Source organism: Streptomyces sp. NPDC002784, from assembly GCF_053592135.1.
In genome coordinates this window covers 34,177-56,821 of record NZ_JBSFVD010000015.1, presented here as the reverse complement: position 1 = coordinate 56,821, position 22,645 = coordinate 34,177, and the positions used below count along the sequence as shown (strand labels likewise).

Sequence of the window (22,645 nt, the reverse complement as noted above, 5' to 3'; positions counted from 1 at the left end):
GGGGGCTCCGGCCGCCGGCGTGTTCAGGCGGTGGCCTCCGAGCCGCCGCGCTCCTCCCGCCCGTCCCGCTCGAAGGCGGTGCGGCAGCGCTCCACCTGATCGGCCGCCAGCTCCATGAACCAGCGCATGATCTCGTAGGGCACGACATGCTCGTCGTGGCTGTGGATGTGGACGGTCGGTTCCCGATCCGGGTCCTCGTCCGGAACGAACACCACCGCGAACGCCACCCCGGGCATGTAGGTCTCGGCGCCGGGGGCCTCGCTGAGGGACGCCGGGGTGGGCCTGGCCTCGCTCAGTTCCACGGCCCAGGCGTCGTCGGGCAACGCGTAGTGGAACTGGACCGCGTAGTGGCGGCCCGCGTGCTTGCGCAGTTCGGCTGGCATGGCGGCAGGCTGCCACAGTCCGGCGGCGGTCGTAACGGGTTTCCCGCCCCGAACTCCTAGCTAATGGGAACCGTTTTCATATAGTCTTCCCGAAGGGGTCCGGCGCCGATGCCTTCCGGCGCCGGGCCCCTTCCTCCGCGCCGGCTCGGTCCGGCCCCTCAACCGGAGAAGCCGACGTGCGCGAGGCGCAGGGCGCCGCGCAGTCTGAGGCGGACGTCGTGCACGCCCTCGGCCTGGAAGCCGGCGGTGAGCGCGGTGTAGGCGTACGGTCCCGACCGGGAGCCGGCGGTGAGGGCCGCCAGCGGCGGCGCACCGTCCAGGGACACCTCCACCGTTCCCGCCCCGGCCACCGTCGCCGTCACTCGGGAGACGCCCGTGCCGAAGTCGCAGGCGCGGTAGAGGAGTTCGCCCGCCCGGTCCCCGGCCGGGGTCACCGCGTCGCCGGCGGTCCGCGTGCGGTCGACGATCGCGGTGCCGCTCTGCTCGTCGAAGTCGGCCGCGTCCAGCCCGTGTTGCCGCACCGCGCGCGGGGCCACCGGGTCCCCGGCGAGCGTCACCGTCGTCCGCAGCCTGATGTCCTCGCTGGAGCCGCCGGCCAGCAGGTCGTACGGGCCCGGGTCGAGGTGCCATCTGCCGTGCGCCACGTCCCAGAAGGCGAAGGCGGACAGCGGCACGTCGAAGGCGAGCCCGGTCCGCTCGCCGGGGGCGAGGGTGACGCGGCGGTGGGCGAGCAGTTCGCGGCGCGGACGCGGGACCGGCGATTCCACGGCGCGGGTGTAGAGCTGGGCGACCTCGTCGGCCGTGCGCCGCCCGGTGTTGGTCACCGTGAACGACACCCGCACCGCGTCCCCGCTCACGCGCGCGGTCAGGTCGCCGTAGGCGAACGAGGCGTAGGACAGGCCGTGGCCGAACGGGTAGAGCGGGGTGCCCTCGAAGTACAGATAGGTCTGACAGCCGCCGATCACGTCGTAGTCGAGCAGGTCCGGCAGGTCGGCGTCGCTCGCGTACCAGGTCTGCGGGAGGCGTCCGGCGGGGGAGACGTCGCCGGCCAGGATCCGGGCCAGCGCGGTGCCCGCGGCCTGGCCGCCGTGGGCCGTCCAGAGCAGGGCCGCGAGGGAACCCGGTTCGACCGCGTACGGGTAGGCGGAGACCAGCGCCAGCACCGTCTTCGGGTGGGCGGCGCGGGCCGCGCGCAGCAGCCGCTCCTGGTGGGCGGGCAGGAACAGGGTCGTACGGTCCTCGGTCTCGCGGCCGTTGATGTGCGGGTCGTTGCCGGCGACCACCAGCACCACGTCGGCCCCTGCCGCGACCCGGGCCACCGCCTCCTCGCCGCGCTCCACGACGACCGCCTCGAAGATCTCCGGGTCCGCCTCGGCAACCTTCACGCCGTCGGCGGCGACCGAGACAGGGCGGCCCGTGCCGAGGTGCCGGAGGAGGTGTCCGCTGCCGTGCGGTTCCAGCCGGAAGGTCTCCTGCACGACCCAGCCGCCGGGCCGGTCGGCCGAGGCGCGGACGTAGCCGTCCTCGGCGACCGACAGATAGCGGCCGTCGGGCGCGCGCAGCGTCAGCACGCCCTCGCCCCAGTCCACCAGCGCGAGTTCGGTGCCGACGGGGTCCGTGGTCAGCGGCGGCAGGTCGGTGCGGCCCGCGAGCAGGGCCGGGTCCAGCGCGCCCTCGGCGCCGCGCACCTCCTCGGCGGCGGCGCCCTCGGGGACGTACAGGAAGGCTCCCGCCGACGTCCTCAGCCGGATGCGGTCCACGCCCTCCGCGAACCGCATGCGGTCGGCGCCGAACCGCTCGCGCAGCCCCTCCAGCGGCGTGCTCCGGTGGAGCAGGGTGCCGCTGTACCAGTCGAGCTTGCACTCGTCGGCGAGCAGGCCCACCACCGCGATCCGGCTGTCCGGACGCAGGGGCAGCACGCCGTCGTTCCGCAGCAGGACGACCGCCTGCTCGGCCGCCTCCCGGGCCAGCGCGCGGTGTTCGGGGGTGTCGAAGGCGCCGGGGTCCTCGTGGTCGTCGAACTCGCCGAGCCGGAAGCGGACCGAGAGCTGGCGGCGGACCGCGGTGTCGATGTCGGCCTCGGTCAACAGGCCCCGCTCGTACGCCGTCCGCACCCGGGCGGTGATCTTCGAACCGTCCGTGCCGTGGTCGGTGAAGCTGTCGACGCCCGCCCGGAGCGCCGCCGCCGTCGCCTCCTCGTGGGTGTCGAAGTAGTGCTCGGAGTCGACCAGGTTGGAGGGCGCGCCCGCGTCCGAGCAGACCAGCAGGTCCTCCTCGGTCCAGGTGCGCAACTGCTCACGCAGATACGGCGACACGTGGTTGGGGCGGCCGTTGACCAGGTTGTACGCCGGCATCACGCCCGCCACCGCGCCCGCCTCGACCGTCTCGCGGAAGGCCCGCAGGTCGTACTCGTGCAGCACGCGCGGGCGGACCGAGGAGGACGAGGTGTCGCGGTCCGTCTCGTTGTTGTGGGCCAGCCAGTGCTTGAGGACCGGGGCGGTCCGCCAGTACACCGGGTGGTCGCCGCGCAGGCCCCGGGTGTACGCGGTGGCGATGGCGGAGGTCAGTTTCGGGTCCTCGGAGTAGCCCTCCTCGTTGCGGCCCCACAGCGGGTGGCGCAGCAGATTGACCGTCGGGGACCAGACATTGAGGCCGACGCGCTCGTCGCGGGCCCGCATCGCGCGGGCCTCCCGGGACACGGCCTCGCCGACCCGGCGCACCAAGTCCGGGTTCCAGGTCGCGCCGAGCCCGACCGCCTGGGGGAAGACCGTCGCCGGGCCCATCCACGCCACGCCGTGCAGCGCCTCCTGGCCGGTGCGGAACGCGGCGACCCCGAGCCGCTCTACGGCCGGGGCGAACTGGTGCAGAAATCCGATCTTTTCCTCGAGCGTCAGCCGCGCCAACAGATCGTCGACGCGCTTCGCGACCGGCAGGCCGGGATCACGGAAAGGCGGGGTGGGCGGCGGGACTGCGGTCACTTGGGGATCCCCTTGCGATGGATCGGCGCGGCTCTTTCGAAGCGCTTCGATGCTCATTCGACACGGGGGTGGGTGTCAAGGGATCAGCACTGCCCATTCAGGCAGCACATAAGAAAGGGGCGGGTCGCATGCGGCGGAGGAATCTTGGGAGCGGCCCTTGTGCGCCCCTGGGTGTTCACTTAACCTCACAGCAACATCGAAGCGCTTCGACGCAGCACGCAGACATTGGTCGGAGGACTGCTTCCGCTCAGCCAGTTCCACTTACGACACCGCAGCCGACGGCCCACCGCCGGGTGTCCAGGTGCGCCATGAAGGGTTGACGCAATGACGCCGAACGCCTCCTCCGCCTCTTCCGCGACCAGCCGGAGAAGCTTCCTCGCCTCCTCGGCGGTCGCCGCCGCAGCGGTGGCGGGAGGAATGCCGCTGCTTGCCGCGTGCGGCGATTCGGACAGCGGCTCGCGCGAAGGCACCACCTCGGGCAAGGACGCCAAGAAGCTCCTGCCGGCCTATGTGGCCAGCAATGTCGTCGTGCCGGACATCCCCGCCAAGAACGGCTCCGCGGCCGGTTTCACCAGCAAGCTGGAGCTGGCCGAGCTGAAGACCTCGGTGCCCAAGAAGCTCGGCAAGGGCGGCAAGGTCACCGTCATGTCGCCGTTCTGGGGCTCGCCGCCCAAGAGCGACAACGCCTACTACCGGGCGATGAACGACCTGATCGGCGTCGACGTCCGGTGGCAGAACCAGGACGGCAACACCTACGAGCAGAAGCTCGGCGCGGTGCTGGCCTCCAGCGACGTCCCGGACGTGGTGGTGGTCCCCGGCTGGAACATGAACGGCAAGATACCCAGCGCCATCATCAGCAAGTTCGCCGACCTCGGCCCCTATCTCTCCGGTGACGCGGTCAAGGAGTTCCCGAACCTCGCCGCCATCCCGACGGACGCCTGGCAGCGCTCCATCTTCGGCGGCAAGCTGCGCGGCCTGCCGCAGCCGGCGCCGTACGTCACCGGCATCGTGCCGCTGTACCGCCAGGACGTCTTCGACAAGGAGGGCTACGAAGTCCCGCGCTCCTGCGACGAGTTCCTGGCGCTGGCCAAGGACATCACCAACGCCAAGGCCAAGCGCTGGGCGTGCATGGACATGAAGTGGACGGCCTTCCAGGCCTTCGGTGTGCTCTCCGGCAGCGAGAAGCCGCTGGGCTGGAACCTGGTCGACGGCAAGATGATCTACCGCATCGAGACCGAGGAGTACTTGGAGGCGCTGGAGTGGTCCCGCAAGCTCTTCGCCGCGGGCGTCGTCCACCCGGACGCCGAGCTGGGCAAGAGCCAGGCCACCGACCCGGGCCCCAAGTTCGCCGCGGGCGAGTTCCTGATCTACGCCAACAACATCTCGCAGTGGTGGAGCCGCACCGCCGAACAGGCGTCCCAGAACCCGGAGTTCAAGGTCTGGGGGATGGACATATGGGGCCACGACGGCGGCGACCCCACGCTCTGGGCCGAACAGCCCGCCGGCATCTTCGCCTTCGTCAACAAGAAGGCGTCCGAGTCGGTCATCCGCGACGTGCTGGCCGTCGCGAACGTCACCGCGGCGCCGTACGGCACCAAGGAGTACATGATGACCAACTACGGCGTGGAGGGCACCCACTACGCCGTCGAGGACGGCGTCCCCACCAAGACCGACCAGGGCAACATCGACGTGATGAACGCCTACGTCATGGTCGCGAGCCCCGCCCCGACCCTCGCCCACCCCGACTTCCCGGAGGTCGCCAAGGGCCAGGTCGAGTGGCAGCAGCGGATGGGCGCCTTCACCAAGAAGTCCTCCTTCTACGGCATGCAGATCACCGAGCCCAGCCGCTACACCAACCTCGCCAACGACATGGAGCAGATGGAGGACGACGTCGTCCGGGGCCGCAAGAAGATCAGCGACATGCAGCGGTGGATCTCCGACTGGAAGAGCAAGGGCGGCGACAAGCTGCGCGACTGGTACCAGCAGGTCCTCGACGAGAACGGCTCCGCGGCCAACTGACCGGGCACCGAGGCAAGGAGAACGGCCGTGTCCCACAGCACGGTGCCTCGGAGCAGGGCCGAGGCCGACAAGACGGCGAAGTCCCCGGTGCCGCCGGACGGCGCCACCGGGCGGGGCGGCAGGCCGCCCGCACCGAAACTGAGCCTGCGGCACAGGTTCCGACGCGACCGCGTCCTGCTCCTGATGACCCTGCCGGCCGTCATCCTGATCCTGCTCTTCAACTACGTGCCGATCCTCGGCAACGTGGTCGCCTTCCAGGACTACGACCCCTACATCAGCGACAACGGCGTCGTGTCCATCCTCAACAGCCCCTGGGTGGGCCTGGAGAACTTCCAGCGGATCTTCGAGGACTCCGCCTTCTGGCAGGCGGTGCGGAACACGCTGGTGCTGTTCTTCCTCCAGCTCCTGCTGTTCTTCCCGATCCCGGTCCTGCTCGCGCTGCTCATCAACAGCGTGGTCAGGCCCCGGGTGCGGGCGATCGCGCAGGCCGTGCTCTATCTGCCGCACTTCTTCTCGTGGGTGCTGGTGATCGCCGTCTTCCAGCAACTGCTGGGCGGCGCGGGGCTGCTGTCGCAGCTGCTGCGCGACCACGGGTACGACGGGCTCGACGTCATGACGGACCCGAACACCTTCAAGTTCCTGGTCACCGCGCAGGCGGTGTGGAAGGACGCCGGCTGGGGGATCATCGTCTTCCTCGCCGCGCTGGCCGCGGTCAGCCCCGATCTGTACGAGGCCGCCGCGATGGACGGCGCCAATCGCTGGCGCCGGATGTGGCACGTCACGCTGCCCGCGCTGCGGCCGGTGATCGCGCTGCTGCTGGTGCTGCGCGTCGGTGACGCGCTGACCGTCGGCTTCGAACAGATCCTGCTCCAACGCGACGCCGTGGGGCCGGGCGCGGCGGAAGTCCTCGACACCTTCGTGTGGTGGAACGGCGTCCGCAACCAGGACTTCGGCTACGCGGCCGCCGCGGGGCTGGTCAAGGGCGTCATCAGCATCGGACTCGTCCTGGCCGCGAACAAGGTGGCCCATCTGATGGGCGAGCAGGGGGTGTACAAGAAGTGACCACGGTCCTCGACAAGCCCGCACGCAACCGCTGGGCCGCTCCGCCGCGGCCGGTCTGGGAGGAACAGCCGACCAGGGCCGGTCTGGCGGGCAAGGGGCTCGTGCTGGGCATCGCCTGCCTCGCGATCCTCTTCCCGCTGTGGATCGTCGTCGTCACCAGCCTGTCCACCCGCGAGACCATCGACGAGGCCGGCGGTCTGGTGATGATCCCCAAGGACATCACCTTCATCGCCTACCAGGAGCTGCTGAGCGGCGGGCAGGTGACCCGGGCGGCGATCATCAGCGTGCTGGTCACGCTCGTCGGTACGGCGTTCTCGATGACGGTGTCGGTGCTGTGCGCGTACGGGCTCTCCCGCACCGGATCGCTCGGGCACCGGTGGATCCTGATGACCCTGCTGGCGACGATGTTCTTCAGCGCCGGTCTCATCCCGACGTATCTGCTGGTGCAGACGCTGGGCCTGACCGACAGCTATCTCGCGCTGATCCTGCCGAGCGCGCTCAGCGTCTTCAACATCCTGGTGCTGCGCGGCTTCTTCATGGGGATCTCGCAGGAACTGATCGACAGTGCCCGGATCGACGGGGCGGGGGACTTCCGGATCCTCTGGCAGATCGTCCTGCCGCTGTCCCGGGCCGTCATCGCCGTGATCACCCTGTTCTACGCGGTCGGGTACTGGAGTGCCTGGTTCAACGCGTCGCTGTACCTGAACGACCAGAACATGATGCCGTTGCAGAACGTGATGATCCAGCTGGTGCAGAAGCAGGAGGCACCGGTGGGGCTGGGCCAGGCCATCAAGACGGGTCAACTGTCCGGGCTCGCCGTGCAGATGGCGGTCATGGTGATGGCACTGCTCCCGGTGGCCGTCCTGTCGCCGTTCGTCCAGCGGCACTTCAAGAAGGGGATGCTGACGGGCGCGGTCAAGGGTTGACATCGCGCCTGGTCAGCGGGGACACCTGCTGGGCGGCGGCCGCGGGTTCGTCGTGGCCGGTCGCGCAGGTCCCCGCGCCCCTGAGGTACGTCCCCCCGACCCTTCTCCGTCAGCGAGGTCCATGTCATGAGCGCGTCACACCTGAGTCGTCGTACCGTCCTTGCCGGGGCCGCGGGTGCCGCCGCCCTCACCGCCCTTCCCCCGCTGCACGGGCGGGCCAGGGCCGCCGCCCCCGCCTACCGCTGGCGCAACGCCGTCATCGGCGGCACCGGCTTCATCACCGGCGTGCTCTTCCACCCCTCCGTCCGCGGCCTCGCCTACGCCCGTACCGACATCGGCGGCGCCTACCGCTGGGACGACCGCACCGCCCGCTGGACCCCGCTCCTCGATCACCTCGGGTGGGACGACTGGAACCTGCTCGGGGTCGAGGCCATGGCCGTCGATCCGGCCCACCCCGGCCGCCTCTACCTCGCCGTCGGCACCTACGCCCAGCCCTGGGCCTCCAACGGCGCCGTCCTGCGCTCCGACGACCGGGGCGCCAGCTGGAGCCGCACCGACCTCGGCGTGAAGCTCGGGGCCAACGAGGACGGACGGGGCGCCGGAGAGCGGCTGCTCGTCGATCCCCGCAACAGCGACACCCTGTGGCTCGGCACCCGGCACGACGGCCTGCTGAAGTCGACCGACCGGGGCGCCACCTGGGCCCCCGCCGACGGCTTCCCCGCCACGCCCAGTGCCTCCGGACAGGGCGTCACCCTGCTGGTCGCCGCCGGACGCACCCTCTACGCCGGCTGGGGCGACTCCGACGGCACCGACGCCAACCTCTACCGCACCTCCGACGGCGCCACCTGGCAAGCCGTCCCCGGCCGGCCCTCCGGCACCGCCGCCAAGGTCCCGATCCGCGCCGCCTACGACCGCACCGGCCGGCACCTGTACCTGACGTACGCCGACGCGCCCGGCCCCAACGGGCAGTCCGACGGCAGCGTGCACCGGCTGTGCACCCTGGACGGGAGATGGAGCGACGTCACGCCGGTGGCACCCGGCGGTGACGACACCTTCGGGTACGGCGGCGTCGCCGTCGACGCCCGGCGGCCCGGCACCGTCGTCGTCTCCACCAACAACCGGTGGGCGGCCGTGGACACCGTCTTCCGCAGCACCGACGGCGGGCGCACCTGGACGTCCCTCAAGGACTCCGCGGTTCTCGACGTGTCGGAGACCCCCTATCTGAAGTGGGGCGGCGACGCCCCCAAGTTCGGCTGGTGGATCCAGGCGCTCGCCCTCGACCCCTACGACTCCCGGCACCTCGTCTTCGGCACCGGCGCCACCCTCTACGGCACCCGGGACCTGAAGCACTGGGCCCCGCAGATCCGCGGCCTGGAGGAGGCCTCGGTGGTGCAGCTGGTGTCACCTCCGGTCGGGGAGGCACACCTGCTCAGCGGGTCCAGGGACATCGGCGTGATGTACCACGAGACGCTCACCGCGTCCCCCTCGCGCGGCATGGCCACGAACCCCGTGTTCGGGTCGGCGACGGGACTCGCGCAGGCCGCGGCGAAGCCGGCGTACGTCGTCCGCACCGGCTGGGGCGACCATGGCAACGGCGCATATTCCGACGACGGCGGACGGACCTGGGCGCCCTTCGCGGGCTCGCCCGACCTCGCCAGGAACGCACCGGGACCGATCGCGGCCAACGCCGACGGCACCGCCCTGCTCTGGGTCTTCGTGCACTGGGACGGCACCAGGCACCCCGCCTACCGCTCCGCGGACAACGGCTCCACCTGGACCGAGGTCCCCTCCTTCCCGAAGGGCGCCACGCCGGTCGCCGACCCGGCCGACCCGACGCTCTTCTACGCGTACGACACCGATACAGGAACGCTACTCGCCAGCACTGACAGTGGCCTCTCGTTCACCGCGCGTGCGACCGGGCTGCCCTCCGGCGACAGTCAGTTCAAGGTCGTCGCGGCGCCGGGCAGATCCGGCGACCTGTGGCTGAGCGCCAAGTGGAACGGGCTGTACCGGTCCACCGACGGCGGCGCGAGCTTCGCCAAGGTCGACAGCTGCTGGGCCTCGTACACCCTCGGCTTCGGCAAGGCCGCCGACGGCGCCGACTATCCGGCGGTCTACCAGGTCGGCTCGACCGAGGCGATCACCGCCGTGTACCGCTCCGACGACGCCGGCCGGAGCTGGGTCCGCATCAATGACGACCGGCACCAGTGGGGCTGGATCGGCGAGACCATCACCGGCGACCCGCGCGTGTACGGCCGGGTGTACCTGGCCACCAACGGCCGGGGCATCCAGTACGGGGAGCCCGCGTGAAGCCGTCCCTCGCCGACGTCACCCGGGGCCGCATCCTCTTCGGCGGCGACTACAACCCCGAACAGTGGCCCGAGGAGACCTGGCCGGACGACATCCGGCTGATGCGCGACGCCGGCGTCAACTCCGTCACCCTCGGCGTCTTCTCCTGGGCCAAGCTCGAACCCCGCCCCGGGGCACGGGAGTTCGGCTGGCTCGACCGCCTGATGGACCTGCTGCACGCGAGCGGCATCGGTGTCGTCCTCGCCACCCCCACCGCCTCGCCCCCGCCCTGGCTCGGCCGTCTGCACCCCGACGCCCTCCCCGTCGACCAGGACGGCCGGACCGAGTGGTGGGGCGGCCGCCAGCACTTCTCGCACTCCAGCGCCACCTACCGCCGGCATGCCGCCGCCATCACCGAGGACCTGGCCGCCCGCTACGCCACCCACCCGGCCCTCACCATGTGGCACATCAACAACGAGTACTGCACCTACGACTGGAGCGAGGCCGCAGCCGCCCGCTTCCGCGGCTGGCTGCGGCACAAGTACGGCAGCCTCGACGCCCTCAACACCGCCTGGGGCACCGCCTTCTGGAGCCAGGGCTACGGCGACTGGGAGGAGATCCACACCCCCCGGCACGCCCACTACCTGAAGAACCCCGCCCAGGTGCTGGACTTCAAGCGGTTCACCTCCGACATGCTCCTGGAGTGCTGCCTCGCCGAGCGGGACATCGTCCGCCGGCACACCCCCCACCTCCCGGTCACCACCAACTTCATGCCGCTGTGGGCCGGGCAGGACGCCTGGCGCTGGGCCGAGGAGGAGGACGTCGTCTCCGTCGACCTCTACCCCGACCCCCGCGACCCCCTCGGCGCCCAGCACGGCGCCCTGGTGCAGGACATGACGCGCTCCCAGGCCCGCGGCCCCTGGATGCTGATGGAACAGGCGGCCGGGCCGGTGAACTGGCGGGGCGTCAACCACCCCAAGCCGCCCGGCCTCAACCGCCTGTGGTCCCTCCAGGCCGTGGCCCGGGGCGCGGACGCCGTCTGCTACTTCCAGTGGCGCCAGTCCCGGCAGGGCGCCGAGAAGTTCCACTCCGGCATGGTCGGCCACGCGGGCGAGCAGGGGCGGACGTTCCAGGAGATCAAGCGGCTCGGCGCCGACCTCGCCCGGATCGCCGGTGAGGTGAGCGGCGGTCACAGCGACCACGACGTCGCCGTGCTGCACGACTGGCACTCCTGGTGGGCCGGCGCCCACGAGGGCCGGCTCTCCACCGAGGTCGACTACGCCCAGGTCCTCACCGCCTGGCACCGCGCCCTCTGGGAGGCCCACCTCACCACCGACTTCGCCCACCCCGAGCACGACCTGACCCGGTACCGACTGGTCGTCGTCCCCCAGCTGTACGCCCTCACCGACACCGCGATCGACAACCTCCTGGCCTACGTCCGCCAGGGCGGCACCCTCGTCTCCGGCTTCCTCACCGGTGTCGCCGACGAGGACGACCGGGTGCGCCCCGGAGGCATGGACGCCCGGCTGCGCGAGCTGTTCGGCATCCGCACCCTGCACGAGTGGTGGCCGCTGGAGGCGGGGGAGAGCGTCGAGTGCGAGGGGTTCCGCGGCACGCTGTGGTCGGAGGAGATCGAGAAGACCGACGGCGCCCGGACCGTGGCCGCGTACCAGGGCGGTGAGCTCGACGGCCTGCCCGCGGTCCTGCGCGCCGGCCGCGCCTGGTACCTCTCCACGCTCCCCGAACCGCCGGACCTGCGCGAGCTGCTGGAGCGGATCGGCGCCGAGGCGGGCGTCCGGCCCGTGCTCGACGGGCTGGCCCCGCAGGTGGAGGCCGTCCGCCGGGGCGAGATCCTGTTCGTGCTGAACCACGGCCGCGAACCGGTCACGGTGAAGGTCCCCGGCACCCACCGGGACCTCCTGACGGACACGACGGTCACGGACGAACTCACCCTCGGCCGGTACGCGGTGGCGGTGCTGAAGCCATGACCGTGCACGGCACGTGGGAACCCGCCCCCGCCGCCCGCTGGGAGGACGCCTTCCTCAGCGGCAACGGCCACCACGGCGCCCTGGTGTTCGGCGATCCGGACGACGACCGTGTCATCGTCACCCAGCACACCCTGGTACGACCCAACGGCGGCGAGAAGGCCCGTCCCCCCGAGCTGGCGGCCGAACTCCCCGCGCTGCAGGACAGGTTGCTGGCCGGCGACACCACGGCCGCCGAGAGCTTCACCGACGGCCGCCCCCTCCAGTGGGTGCAGCCCTTCCACCCCGCCTTCCGGATCCGGCTGTGCAGACCGCCCGCCGACGCCCCCGGCTACCGCCGCTCCGTCGACTTCACCACCGGTGAGACGATCGCCGAGCGCGCCGACTGGTCCAGCCGCCTCTTCGTCTCCCGTACGGACGACGTGATCGTCCAGCACGTCACCACCGCCGGCCCGCACCTCGACATCGCCCTGGACCACCGCCTCCCCGGCGCCCCCGACGGCCTCGGCGTCGGCCAGGGCGCGCTGCTCACCCCCGAGGGCGCCCTGCTCAGCCTGCGCGCCCGCTACCCGGACAGCGACCGGGCGTACACCGGAATCACCCTCGTCGCCATCGCCCGCGGCGCCTGCGTGCTCGTGCCCCCCGGCGTGCGCGTCGAGGGCGCCGCCTCGGTCCTGCTGCTCACCCGGGTCCGCCGGCACACCGGCGAGCTGGACGTGATCGAGGAGGGCCGCGCCCTGCGCGCACTGCTGCCCGCCACCGAGCGGCCGTACGACACCCTCCTCGCCCGCCATCTGCCCCGGCACCGCACCGCCTACCAGCGCGTCACCCTCGACCTGGACGGCGACCCGGCCGAGCGCGCCCTGCCCGGCTCGCAGCTGCTCCGGCGGACCCGCGGCGCGGCCCTGCTGGAGCGGCTCTTCGCGGCCGGCCGCTACCACCTGCTGTCCAGCAGCGGTCTGCTGCCGCCCCGGCTCACCGGAGTGTGGACCGGCGACTGGAACACGGCCTGGTCGGGCGCCTTCACCACCGACGCCAATCTCAACCTCCAGACCGCCTCCGCCGTGGCCGCCGACCTCACCGAAGTCACGGCAGCGCAGGCAACCCTGATAGCCCGTCAGCTGCCGCACTGGCGGGAGAACGCCCGTGCCGTCTTCGGCACCCGAGGTGTCGTCGCGCCCGCCCACACCGACGGCGAGTCCGGGCACCTGTACCACTTCAGCCGCGAGTACCCCCTGCACCTGTGGACCGCGGGCGCCGACTGGCTGCTCAAACCACTCGTCGACCACGACGAGACCCGGGGCGAACGCGACCCCGGGACCGCCACCGCGCTCGCCGAAGTCGCCCTGTTCTACGAGGACTTCCTCACCCGCACCGACGACGAGGGCCACCTGGTCGTCGTCCCGTCCTACTCGCCGGAGAACCGGCCCGCGAACGCGAGCTGGGGCACCCTCAACGCCGCCATGGACCTCTCGGCCGCCCGGCACGCCCTGCGCACCGCGGCCGAGTACCACCCCGAGCACGCCGACCGCTGGAGAGCACTCGCCGACCGGCTCCCCCCGCACCGCGTCAACGACCGCGGCGCCCTCGCCGAATGGGCCCGGCCCGGCCTGGAGGACAGCTACGACCACCGCCACCTCAGCCACCTCTACGGCGTCTGGCCCCTCGACGAGATCAACCCCTACGACACCCCGGACCTCGCACGGGCCGCACACCGCGCCCTCGCACTGCGCGGCGCCGAGAACGACTCCGCGCACGGCCATCTCCACCACGCCCTCGTCGCCGCCCGCCTGCGCGACGCGGACCGTGTCGCCCACGCCCTCGGCCAGGTCCTGGACGGCGACTTCTTCCACGCCTCCCTGATGAGCGCGCACTACCCGAACCGGGACGTCTACAACGCGGACGCCGCCCACACCCTGCCCGCGGTGCTGATCGAGGCGCTCGTCCAGTCGACCCCCCACCGGCTGGTCCTGCTGCCCGCGCTGCCCCGGGCGTACCCGACGGGCCGGCTCCGCGGCATCCGCACCCGGTTCGGCGCCGAACTCGACCTCGACTGGACCCCGCAAGGAGCGAGCGCGGTCCTGCGCCCCACCCGCACGCTCCGCGTCGAGCTCAGGACTTCCACCGGCGCGAGACCGCTCGACCTCGTCGCCGGAGAAGACCACGTCCTCACCCCAGGGACGTGGTGACTCCCCGCAACTCCCCCCACCCATGGAAGGGACACCATGGCATCAACCCGCATGCTCCGCCGTGTCACCCGGGCCCTCGTCGCCCCGGCGCTCGCCCTCGGAGCCACCGTCGGACTCGCCTCCGCGCCCGCCCACGCCGCCGTCTGGAACTCCTGCGACCAGTGGGGCAACACCACCCTGAACGGCTACACGCTCTACAACAACATCTGGGGCTCCGGCGCCGGCAGCCAGTGCGTCTGGGCCAACTCCGGTACCAACTGGGGCGTCTGGGCCAACCACCCCAACACCGGCGGCATCAAGTCGTACCCGAACGCGAAGAAGGTGGTCAACAAGACGATCTCCTCGATCGGATCGCTGACCAGCAGCTACAACGTCACGGTCCCCGCGTCCGGCGCCTACAACACGTCGTACGACATCTGGGACACCGACTACGACTACGAGATCATGCTGTGGGTCAACCACCACGGCCCGGTCGGCCCGCTCGGCAGCTCCCAGGGCTCGGTCACACTCGGCGGCCACACCTGGAACGTCTACAAGGGCAACAACGGCGCCAACGAGGTCTTCTCGTTCCTGCGCACCTCGGACTCCACCTCGGGCACCGTGAACATCAAGCCGATCCTCACCTGGATCGCGGGCACCAAGGGCTGGATGGCCGCCAACGAGACGATCGGGGACGTCCAGTTCGGCTACGAGATCACCTCGTCCTCCGGCGGCCTGGACTTCGTCACCAACAACCTGACCATCAGCAGCAGTTGACCGGCTGAGCGTGCGGCCGGTCCCGTGACCCGCGGGACCGGCCGCACCCGTCACTCCGCGATCGGCAGCTCGGCCCCGTCCCGCAGGAACAGCGGGATGCGGTCCAGCGGGGCGTCGACCGTCACGGCGGCGCCGCCCTGGTACGTCTCACCCGTCCACGCGTCCGTCCAGACCGCGCCCGCCGGCAGACGCACCGTCCGGGCGGTGGCCCCCGCCGTGAGCACCGGCGCCACCAGCAGGTCCCGGCCGAAGAGATAGGCGTCGTCCACCGACCAGGCGGCCGGGTCCCGCGGGAACTCCAGGAACAGCGGCCGCATCACGGGCAGCCCCTCCTCGTGCGCCTCGCGCATGACCTTCAAAACGTACGGCTTCAGCCGCTCGCGCAGCCGCAGATACCGCTCCAGGATCGCGCCGGCCTCCTCGCCGTACGACCAGACCTCGTTGGGGCCGCCCGTCATGTCCGGGCCCAGCGGCATGCCGGGGTCGCGGAAGCCGTGCAGCCGCATCAGCGGGGACAGCGCGCCGAACTGGAACCAGCGGACCATGACCTCCCGGTACGCCGGGTCCCGCGGGTCGCCGCCGTGGAAGCCGCCGATGTCGGTGTTCCACCAGGGGATACCGGCCAGTGCGGTGTTGAGGCCGGCCGCGATCTGGCGGCGCAGGGTCGGGAAGTCGGTGCCGATGTCACCGGACCACAGGGCGGCGCCGTAGCGCTGACTGCCCGCCCAGGCCGAGCGGTTGAGGGTGATGATGTCGGACTCGCCCTCGGCGCTGAGCCCTTCGTGGAAGGTGCGGGAGTTCTCCGCCGGATAGAGGTTGCCGACCTCCAGGCCGGGCCCCGCCCAGTACCGCAGGTTCTCCTGGAAGCCCGGCTTCAGCTCCGGCTCGCAGGCGTCCAGCCAGAAGGCCGTGATGCCGTACGGGCGCAGGTAGTTGTCCCGGATCCGCGACCACACGAACTCCCGGGCCTCCGGGTTGGTGGCGTCGTAGAAGGAGACCTGGACGGTCGAGGCGACCTCCTTGTCCGGCCAGTCGGCGTGCGCCATCGGGCCGTACTGGGTGCCGATGAACCAGCCGCGCTGCTCCATCACCGGGTGGTTCTCCGACAGCGGGGACACCGACGGCCAGACACTCACCACCAACGTGACGCCCAGCTCCTTGAGTTCGCGGACCATCGCCGCGGGGTCCGGCCACTCCGCGGGGTCGAACTTCCACTCACCGAGGTGCGTCCAGTGGAAGAAGTCGCAGACGATCGCGTCCAGGGGCAGGCCCCGCCGCTTGTACTCCCGTGCCACGGCGAGGAGTTCGTCCTGGGTGCGGTAGCGCAGCTTGCACTGCCAGAACCCGGCCGCCCACTCGGGCAGCATCGGCGTCCGGCCGGTCACCGCGCTGTAGCGGCGCTGGGCGTCGGCCGGGTCGCCCGCGGTGATCCAGTAGTCGATCTGCCGGGCCGAGTCCGCGACCCAGCGGGTGCCGTTGTGCGCGAGCTCCACCCGGCCGATCGCCGGGTTGTTCCACAGCAGGGTGTAGCCGCGGCTGGAGGTGAGCACCGGGATGCCGACCTCGGCATTGCGCTGCACCAGGTCCAGGACCAGGCCCTTCTGGTCGAGCCGGCCGTGCTGGTGCTGGCCGAGGCCGTAGAGTTTCTCGTCGTCGTAGGCGGCGAAGCGCTGCTCCAGGCGGTGGTGGCCGTTGCCCACGGCCGTGTACAGCCGTGGACCCGGCCACCAGAAGTGGGCGCGCTCCTCGGCGAGCAGTTCGGCGCCGTCGCCGGTGCGCAGGAAGCGGACCATGCCCTCGGCGTCGACCTCCACGGTGAGCGCCCCGACCGTCAGCCGCCCCCGCCCGTCCTCGATCTTCACCGTGGACGGCGTCGCGGGAGCCTCGTCCAGCAGGGCGCCCGGCAGACCGGCCAGGACCGGCCCGCCCAGCCGGGCCCGCACCCGCACCGCGTCCGGGCCCCACGGCTCGACGCGTACGGTCTCCTGACGGCCGCTCCACTCCAGCGCGCCGTCCCGCTCGCGGAACGTGCCGACGGTGGGGGAGGACTGCGCCAGGCTGATCTTCGCTTGGCTTTCGGCAGGCTGATTCACGAGGCGTACTCCTGAACGATGGCAGGGGGAAGCCGCCCCCGCAGGGGCCGCACGGGGACGTACAGGTCAGGAAGCGGCCGGTCCCGAGCTGGCCCGGACCGTCAACTCGGGGGCGATGAGCACGACCTCGTCCTCGCCCCGCCCGTCCAGCTTGGCCACCAGATGCTCCACGGCCTGCCGGCCCATCTCCTGCGCGGGAATGGACACCGACGTCAGCCGCACCGAGGCCTGGACGGCGACCTGGTCGGGGCAGATCGCGACCACCGACACGTCCTCCGGCACGGCCCGGCCCTGCTGGCGCAGCAGCGCGAGCAGCGGCTCCACCGCCGACTCGTTCTGCACGACGAAGCCCGTGGTGCCCGGGCGCTCGTCGAAGACGCGGGCGAGGGTCACGGCCATCGCGTCGTAGCCGCCGTCGCACGGCCGGTGCAGCAGCCGGGCGCCCAACTCCTGGGCCCGCGAGCGCAGTCCGTCGAGGGTGCGCTCGGCGAACCCGGTGTGCCGTTCGTAGACCGCGGGCGCCTCGCCGATGACAGCGATGTCGCGGTGCCCGAACTTCGCCAGATGCTCCACGCACAGCGCACCGGTCGCCCGGAAGTCCAGATCGACGCAGGTCAGCCCGGAGGTGTCGGCGGGCAGCCCGATCAGCACGGACGGCTGGTCGGTGTCGCGGAGCAACGGCAGCCGCTCGTCGTCGAGTTCGACGTCCATCAGGATCATCGCGTCGGCGAGCCCGCTGCCGGTGACCCGGCGCACCGCGTCCGGGCCCTCCTCGCCGGTGAGCAGCAGGACGTCGTAGCCGTGCGTGCGCGCGGTGGTGGCCACCGCGATGGCGATTTCCATCATCACCGGCACATACATGTCGGTGCGCAGGGGGATCATCAGCGCGATGATGTTCGACCGGCTGCTGGCCAGCGCCCGGGCGCCCGCGTTCGGGTGGTAGCCGAGCTCGCGGATGCTCTGCTCGACCCGGTGCCGGGTGGTCGCGGAGATGGACCGCTTGCCGCTGAGGACATAGCTCACCGTGCTCGCCGAGACTCCGGCGTGCTGGGCGACCTCGGCGAGGGTGACCATCCAGCTCTCCAAGCTTTGTGAAGCGCTTCGACAGTGCGCACGGTGAATAGGGGCGGGTGAGGGTGGTTCGACAGTAGCTCCACCGGGGGTGGGTGTCCATAGGCTGTCGAAGCGCTTCGACAGCGATTTTGCCGGGGACCGATTCTCGGCTGAACGGCCGCACACAGGGTGGCCACCTCGCCCCGGATCGGGTACATACGATCGGGTAGCACCCGTCAGTAACTCTCGGTCCGGAAGATCCGGAAAAGATCCCTATGCGCGGCGAGGTGAGCGTCATGTCCGCTCCAACGACCAAGCCCACAGTCACCGAACGTGAGGCCCGCCAGGTGGCGGAGGCGGCCCGTGAGCAGGACTGGCGCAAGCCCAGCTTCGCCAAGGAACTGTTCCTCGGCCGCTTCCGCCTGGACCTCATCCACCCCCACCCCATGCCGACCGACGAGGCCGCCCAGCGCGGCGAGGAGTTCCTCGCCAAGCTCCGCGACTTCGTCGAGACCAAGGTCGACGGCGCCCTCATCGAGCGCGAGTCCCGCATCCCCGACGAGGTCGTGGGCGGCCTCAAGGAGATCGGCGCCTTCGGCATGAAGATCGACACCAGGTACGGCGGCCTCGGCCTCACCCAGGTCTACTACAACAAGGCCCTCGCCCTGGCCGGCTCCGCCTCGCCCGCGATCGGCGTGCTGCTCTCGGCCCACCAGTCGATCGGCGTGCCCCAGCCGCTGAAGCTGTTCGGCACGGACGAGCAGAAGGAACGGTTCCTGCCGCGCTGCGCCCGCACCGACATCTCGGCGTTCCTGCTCACCGAGCCGGACGTCGGCTCCGACCCGGCCCGGCTCGCCGCCTCCGCCGTACCGGACGGAGACGAGTACGTCCTCGACGGAGTGAAGCTGTGGACCACCAACGGGGTGGTCGCCGACCTGCTCGTCGTCATGGCCCGGGTGCCGAAGTCCGAGGGGCACAAGGGCGGCATCACGGCCTTCGTCGTGGAGACCAACTCGCCCGGCATCACCGTCGAGCACCGCAACGCCTTCATGGGCCTGCGCGGCATCGAGAACGGCGTCACCCGCTTCCACCAGGTCCGGGTCCCCGCCGCCAACCGCATCGGCCCCGAGGGCGCCGGCCTCAAGATCGCGCTGACCACCCTCAACACCGGGCGGCTGTCGCTGCCCGCGTCCTGCGTGGCCGCCGGCAAGTGGTGCCTGAAGATCGCCCGTGAGTGGTCGGCGGCCCGCGAGCAGTGGGGCAAGCCGATCGCCCGGCACGAAGCGGTCGGCGCCAAGATCTCCTTCATCGCGGCCACCACCTTCGCCCTGGAGGCCGTGCTCGACCTGGCCTCGCAGATGGCCGACGAGGACCGCAACGACATCCGCATCGAAGGCGCCCTGGCCAAGCTGTACGCCTCCGAGATGGGCTGGCTGATGGCCGACGAGCTCGTCCAGATCCGCGGCGGACGCGGCTTCGAGACGGCCGAGTCGCTCCGGGCCCGCGGCGAGCGGGCGGTCCCCGCCGAGCAGGTCCTGCGCGATCTGCGCATCAACCGCATCTTCGAGGGCTCGACGGAGATCATGCACCTCCTCATCGCCCGCGAGGCCGTCGACGCCCACCTCTCGGTCGCCGGTGACCTCATCGACCCCGACAAGTCCCTCCAGGACAAGGCCAAGGCGGGCGCGAACGCGGGCGTCTTCTACGCCAAGTGGCTCCCGAAACTGGTCGCCGGGCAGGGCCAGCTCCCTTACTCCTACGGCGAGTTCAAGCGCGAGGTGGACCTCTCCGCCCACCTGCGGTACATCGAACGCACCTCCCGCAAGCTGGCCCGCTCCACCTTCTACGCCATGTCCCGCTGGCAGGGCCGGATGGAGTCCAAGCAGGGCTTCCTCGCCCGGATCGTCGACATCGGCGCGGAACTGTTCGCGATGAGCGCGGTCTGCGTACGCGCCGAGCACCTGCGCTCCCGCGGCGAGAACGGCCGGGAGGCCTACCAGCTCGCCGACGCCTTCTGCCGCCAGTCCCGCATCCGCACCGAGGAACTCTTCGGCCGGCTCTGGAGCAACACCGACGACGTCGACCGCAAGGTCGTCAAGGGCGTCATGTCCGGTACCTACGCCTGGCTGGAGCAGGGCATCGTCGACCCCTCGGGCGACGGCCCCTGGATCGCCGACGCCCTTCCGGGCCCGAGCGAACGGGAGAACGTCCACCGCCCGATCCGCTGACCGCCGTCGACAGGGCGTTCCCCTCCCGCCCCCTGAGGGGGACGCCCTGTCCACCCACGCCGTGGTTGCGGCAACAATGGAAGGATGAGCGACTCTCCAGCCCCCCTCGCCGACCCGCACCTGGTGTACGACCCCGTCGCGGGAGACGGCCCGAAGGACGTGGTGATCCTCGGCTCCACCGGGTCGATCGGCACCCAGGCCATCGACCTCGTGCTGCGCCACCCCGACCGCTTCCGGGTCACCGCGCTCTCCGCCAACGGCGGCCGCGTCGCCCTCCTCGCCGAGCAGGCCCACCGGCTGAAGGCCCGCACGGTCGCCGTCGCCCGCGAGGACGCCGTACCGGAGCTGCGCGAGGCCCTGCGCGCGCGGTACGGCGCCGGCGAGCCGCTGCCCGAGATCCTCGCCGGACCGGAGGCCGCCACCCAGGCCGCCGCCTCCGACTGCCACACCGTCCTGAACGGCATCACCGGCTCGATCGGCCTGGCCCCGACCCTCGCCGCCCTGGAGGTGGGCCGCACCCTCGCGCTCGCCAACAAGGAGTCGCTCATCGTCGGCGGCCCGCTGGTCAAGGCGCTCGCCAAGCCGGGCCAGATCATCCCGGTCGACTCCGAGCACGCGGCGCTGTTCCAGGCGCTGGCCTCCGGCACGCGCGCGGACGTACGCAAGCTCGTCGTCACCGCGTCCGGCGGCCCCTTCCGCGGCCGGACCAAGCAGGAACTGGCGAGCGTCACCGTCGAGGACGCCCTCGCCCACCCCACCTGGGCCATGGGCCCGGTGATCACGATCAATTCCGCGACCCTCGTCAACAAGGGCCTGGAAGTCATCGAGGCGCACCTCCTCTACGACATTCCCTTCGACCGCATTGAGGTCGTCGTGCACCCCCAGTCGTATGTTCACTCGATGGTCGAGTTCACCGACGGATCCACGATCGCCCAGGCGACGCCCCCCGACATGCGCGGGCCGATCGCCATCGGTCTGGGCTGGCCCGAGCGCGTCCCCGACGCGGCGCCCGCCTTCGACTGGAGAAGGGCCTCGACGTGGGAGTTCTTCCCGCTCGACAACGACGCGTTCCCGTCGGTGAACCTCGCCCGGCACGTCGGTGAGCTCGCGGGCACGGCCCCGGCGGTGTTCAATGCCGCCAACGAGGAATGCGTGGAGGCCTTCCGGGCCGGCGCGCTGCCGTTCAACGGGATCATGGAGACCGTGACCCGGGTGGTCCAGGAGCACGGCACGCCGGTGACGGGAACCTCACTCACCGTCGCGGACGTCCTCGAAGCGGAGGCCTGGGCGCGCACCCGGGCCCGGGAACTGGCGGCACAGACGGTGGAGGCCCGTGCATGACGACCTTGATGTTCATCCTCGGCATAGTGGTCTTCGCCGTCGGGCTGCTCTTCTCGATCGCGTGGCACGAGCTGGGGCACCTGTCCACCGCCAAGCTCTTCGGCATCCGCGTGCCCCAGTACATGGTCGGCTTCGGCCCGACCCTCTGGTCGCGCAAGAAGGGCGAGACGGAGTACGGCATCAAGGCCATCCCGTTCGGCGGCTACATCCGCATGATCGGCATGTTCCCGCCCGGCCCCGACGGCCGGCTGGAGGCCCGCTCCACCTCGCCCTGGCGCGGCATGATCGAGGACGCCCGCGAGGCCGCGTTCGAAGAACTCAGGCCGGGTGATGAGACCCGCCTCTTCTACACGCGCAAGCCGTGGAAGCGGGTCATCGTGATGTTCGCGGGCCCCTTCATGAACCTGGTCCTCGCCGTCGGCCTGTTCCTCACCGTGCTGATGGGCTTCGGCATCTCCCAGCAGACCACCACCGTCAGCTCGGTCTCCCAGTGCGTCATCGCCCAGAGCGAGAACCGCGACACCTGCGAGAAGTCCGACCCGGCCGCGCCGGCCGCCGCCGCGGGCCTGAAGGCCGGCGACAAGATCGTCGCCTTCGACGGGGTGCGCACCGACGACTGGAACAAGCTCTCCGACCTGATCCGCGCCAACCCCGGCAAGCAGGTGCCGATCGTCGTCGACCGGGACGGCCAGGAGGTCACCCTCACCGCGAAGATCGCCACCAACCAGGTCGCCAAGAAGGACGCCGCCGGCCAGATCGTCCAGGGCGAGTACGTCACCGCCGGCTTCCTCGGCTTCAGCGCCGCCACCGGCATCGTGAAGCAGGACTTCGGTGACTCCGTGACCTGGATGGGCGACCGGGTCGGCGACGCCGTCGACTCCCTCGCCGCCCTGCCCGGCAAGATCCCGGCCCTGTGGGACGCCGCCTTCGGCGACGGCGAGCGCGAGTCCGACTCGCCCATGGGCGTGGTCGGCGCCGCCCGGGTGGGCGGCGAGATCTTCACCCTCGACATCCCCGCCTCCCAGCAGCTGGCCATGGCGGTCATGCTGGTGGCCGGCTTCAACCTCTCCCTGTTCCTGTTCAACATGCTCCCGCTGCTGCCGCTCGACGGCGGCCATATCGCGGGCGCGATGTGGGAGTCGCTGCGCCGGAACGTCGCGAAGGTGCTGCGCCGCCCGGACCCGGGCCCGTTCGACGTGGCGAAGCTGATGCCGGTGGCCTACGTGGTGGCCGGAATCTTCGTCTGCTTCACGCTCCTGGTGCTGATCGCCGACGTGGTTAACCCGGTGAGAATCTCCTAGCCATACGGCGTTGGCGGCGGCCCGGGATCCTGTGTCCCGGGC

General features: G+C 71.3%; 14 protein-coding genes. 10 read left to right on the top strand and 4 right to left on the bottom strand.

All coding sequences use genetic code 11. The annotated features are described in order from the left end of the window. Positions 1–23: 23 nt before the first annotated feature. Together ACWD1Z_RS24200 and ACWD1Z_RS24195 are read right to left on the bottom strand one after the other, a co-directional pair. Positions 24–383: a hypothetical protein gene (locus ACWD1Z_RS24200; RefSeq protein ID WP_451121698.1), complete on the bottom strand. Its 360-nt coding sequence runs from the start codon at positions 381–383 to the stop codon at positions 24–26. A 158-nt stretch (positions 384–541) separates the two neighbouring features. After that, on the bottom strand, positions 542–3,361 hold the full coding sequence (locus tag ACWD1Z_RS24195; RefSeq protein ID WP_451121697.1) for a glycoside hydrolase family 3 C-terminal domain-containing protein: 2,820 nt from the start codon (positions 3,359–3,361) through the stop codon (positions 542–544). Positions 3,362–3,685: 324 nt separating this feature from the next. Here ACWD1Z_RS24195 and ACWD1Z_RS24190 point away from each other — a divergent pair, with 324 nt between their 5' ends. The 7 genes from ACWD1Z_RS24190 to ACWD1Z_RS24160 all read left to right on the top strand — a co-directional run bounded on the left by ACWD1Z_RS24190 (position 3,686) and on the right by ACWD1Z_RS24160 (position 14,587). Next, the gene (locus ACWD1Z_RS24190; protein WP_451121696.1) at positions 3,686–5,380 is read left to right on the top strand and encodes an extracellular solute-binding protein; all 1,695 of its coding nucleotides are present in this window, start codon (positions 3,686–3,688) and stop codon (positions 5,378–5,380) included. 27 nt (positions 5,381–5,407) lie between these two features. Beyond that, positions 5,408–6,442: an ABC transporter permease gene (locus ACWD1Z_RS24185; protein ID WP_451121695.1), complete on the top strand. Its 1,035-nt coding sequence runs from the start codon at positions 5,408–5,410 to the stop codon at positions 6,440–6,442. Continuing rightward, the gene (locus tag ACWD1Z_RS24180) at positions 6,439–7,368 is read left to right on the top strand and encodes a carbohydrate ABC transporter permease (protein ID WP_451121694.1); all 930 of its coding nucleotides are present in this window, start codon (positions 6,439–6,441) and stop codon (positions 7,366–7,368) included. Before ACWD1Z_RS24185 ends, ACWD1Z_RS24180 begins: the two co-directional genes overlap by 4 nt. Before the next feature lie 126 nt (positions 7,369–7,494). Next, entirely contained in the window at positions 7,495–9,678 is a 2,184-nt protein-coding gene (locus ACWD1Z_RS24175; protein WP_451121693.1) for a 1,4-beta-glucanase, read from the top strand. Then, on the top strand, positions 9,675–11,645 hold the full coding sequence (locus ACWD1Z_RS24170) for a beta-galactosidase (protein WP_451121692.1): 1,971 nt from the start codon (positions 9,675–9,677) through the stop codon (positions 11,643–11,645). The genes ACWD1Z_RS24175 and ACWD1Z_RS24170 overlap by 4 nt, the downstream gene beginning before the upstream one ends. After that, the gene (locus ACWD1Z_RS24165; RefSeq protein ID WP_451121691.1) at positions 11,642–13,831 is read left to right on the top strand and encodes a glycosyl hydrolase family 95 catalytic domain-containing protein; all 2,190 of its coding nucleotides are present in this window, start codon (positions 11,642–11,644) and stop codon (positions 13,829–13,831) included. The genes ACWD1Z_RS24170 and ACWD1Z_RS24165 overlap by 4 nt, the downstream gene beginning before the upstream one ends. 36 nt (positions 13,832–13,867) lie before the next feature. After that, a complete protein-coding gene (locus ACWD1Z_RS24160; RefSeq protein ID WP_451121689.1) occupies positions 13,868–14,587 on the top strand; it encodes a glycoside hydrolase family 12 protein in 720 nt (239 codons plus the stop codon). A gap of 50 nt (positions 14,588–14,637) precedes the next feature. Here the strand turns inward: ACWD1Z_RS24160 and ACWD1Z_RS24155 are convergent, their stop codons facing one another. Further along, positions 14,638–16,680 carry a glycoside hydrolase family 31 protein gene (locus ACWD1Z_RS24155; protein ID WP_451121687.1) on the bottom strand — a complete coding sequence of 681 codons (2,043 nt, stop codon included), beginning with the start codon at positions 16,678–16,680 and terminating at the stop codon, positions 14,638–14,640. A 66-nt stretch (positions 16,681–16,746) separates the two neighbouring features. Next, positions 16,747–17,754, bottom strand: coding sequence for a LacI family DNA-binding transcriptional regulator (locus tag ACWD1Z_RS24150; RefSeq protein WP_451121685.1), 1,008 nt, complete (start codon positions 17,752–17,754; stop codon positions 16,747–16,749). 275 nt (positions 17,755–18,029) lie between these two features. On the opposite strand from ACWD1Z_RS24150, the gene ACWD1Z_RS24145 reads away from it, so the two are divergent. From ACWD1Z_RS24145 to ACWD1Z_RS24135, 3 genes are all read left to right on the top strand, one after another. Continuing rightward, positions 18,030–19,961 carry an acyl-CoA dehydrogenase family protein gene (locus ACWD1Z_RS24145; RefSeq protein ID WP_451121683.1) on the top strand — a complete coding sequence of 644 codons (1,932 nt, stop codon included), beginning with the start codon at positions 18,030–18,032 and terminating at the stop codon, positions 19,959–19,961. An 84-nt stretch (positions 19,962–20,045) separates the two neighbouring features. Continuing rightward, a complete protein-coding gene (gene dxr, locus ACWD1Z_RS24140; protein ID WP_451121681.1) occupies positions 20,046–21,302 on the top strand; it encodes a 1-deoxy-D-xylulose-5-phosphate reductoisomerase in 1,257 nt (418 codons plus the stop codon). Positions 21,303–21,310: 8 nt separating this feature from the next. Continuing rightward, positions 21,311–22,603 (top strand): M50 family metallopeptidase, encoded by a 1,293-nt coding sequence (locus ACWD1Z_RS24135; RefSeq protein ID WP_451121790.1) that lies wholly within the window; start codon positions 21,311–21,313, stop codon positions 22,601–22,603. Positions 22,604–22,645: the final 42 nt, after the last annotated feature.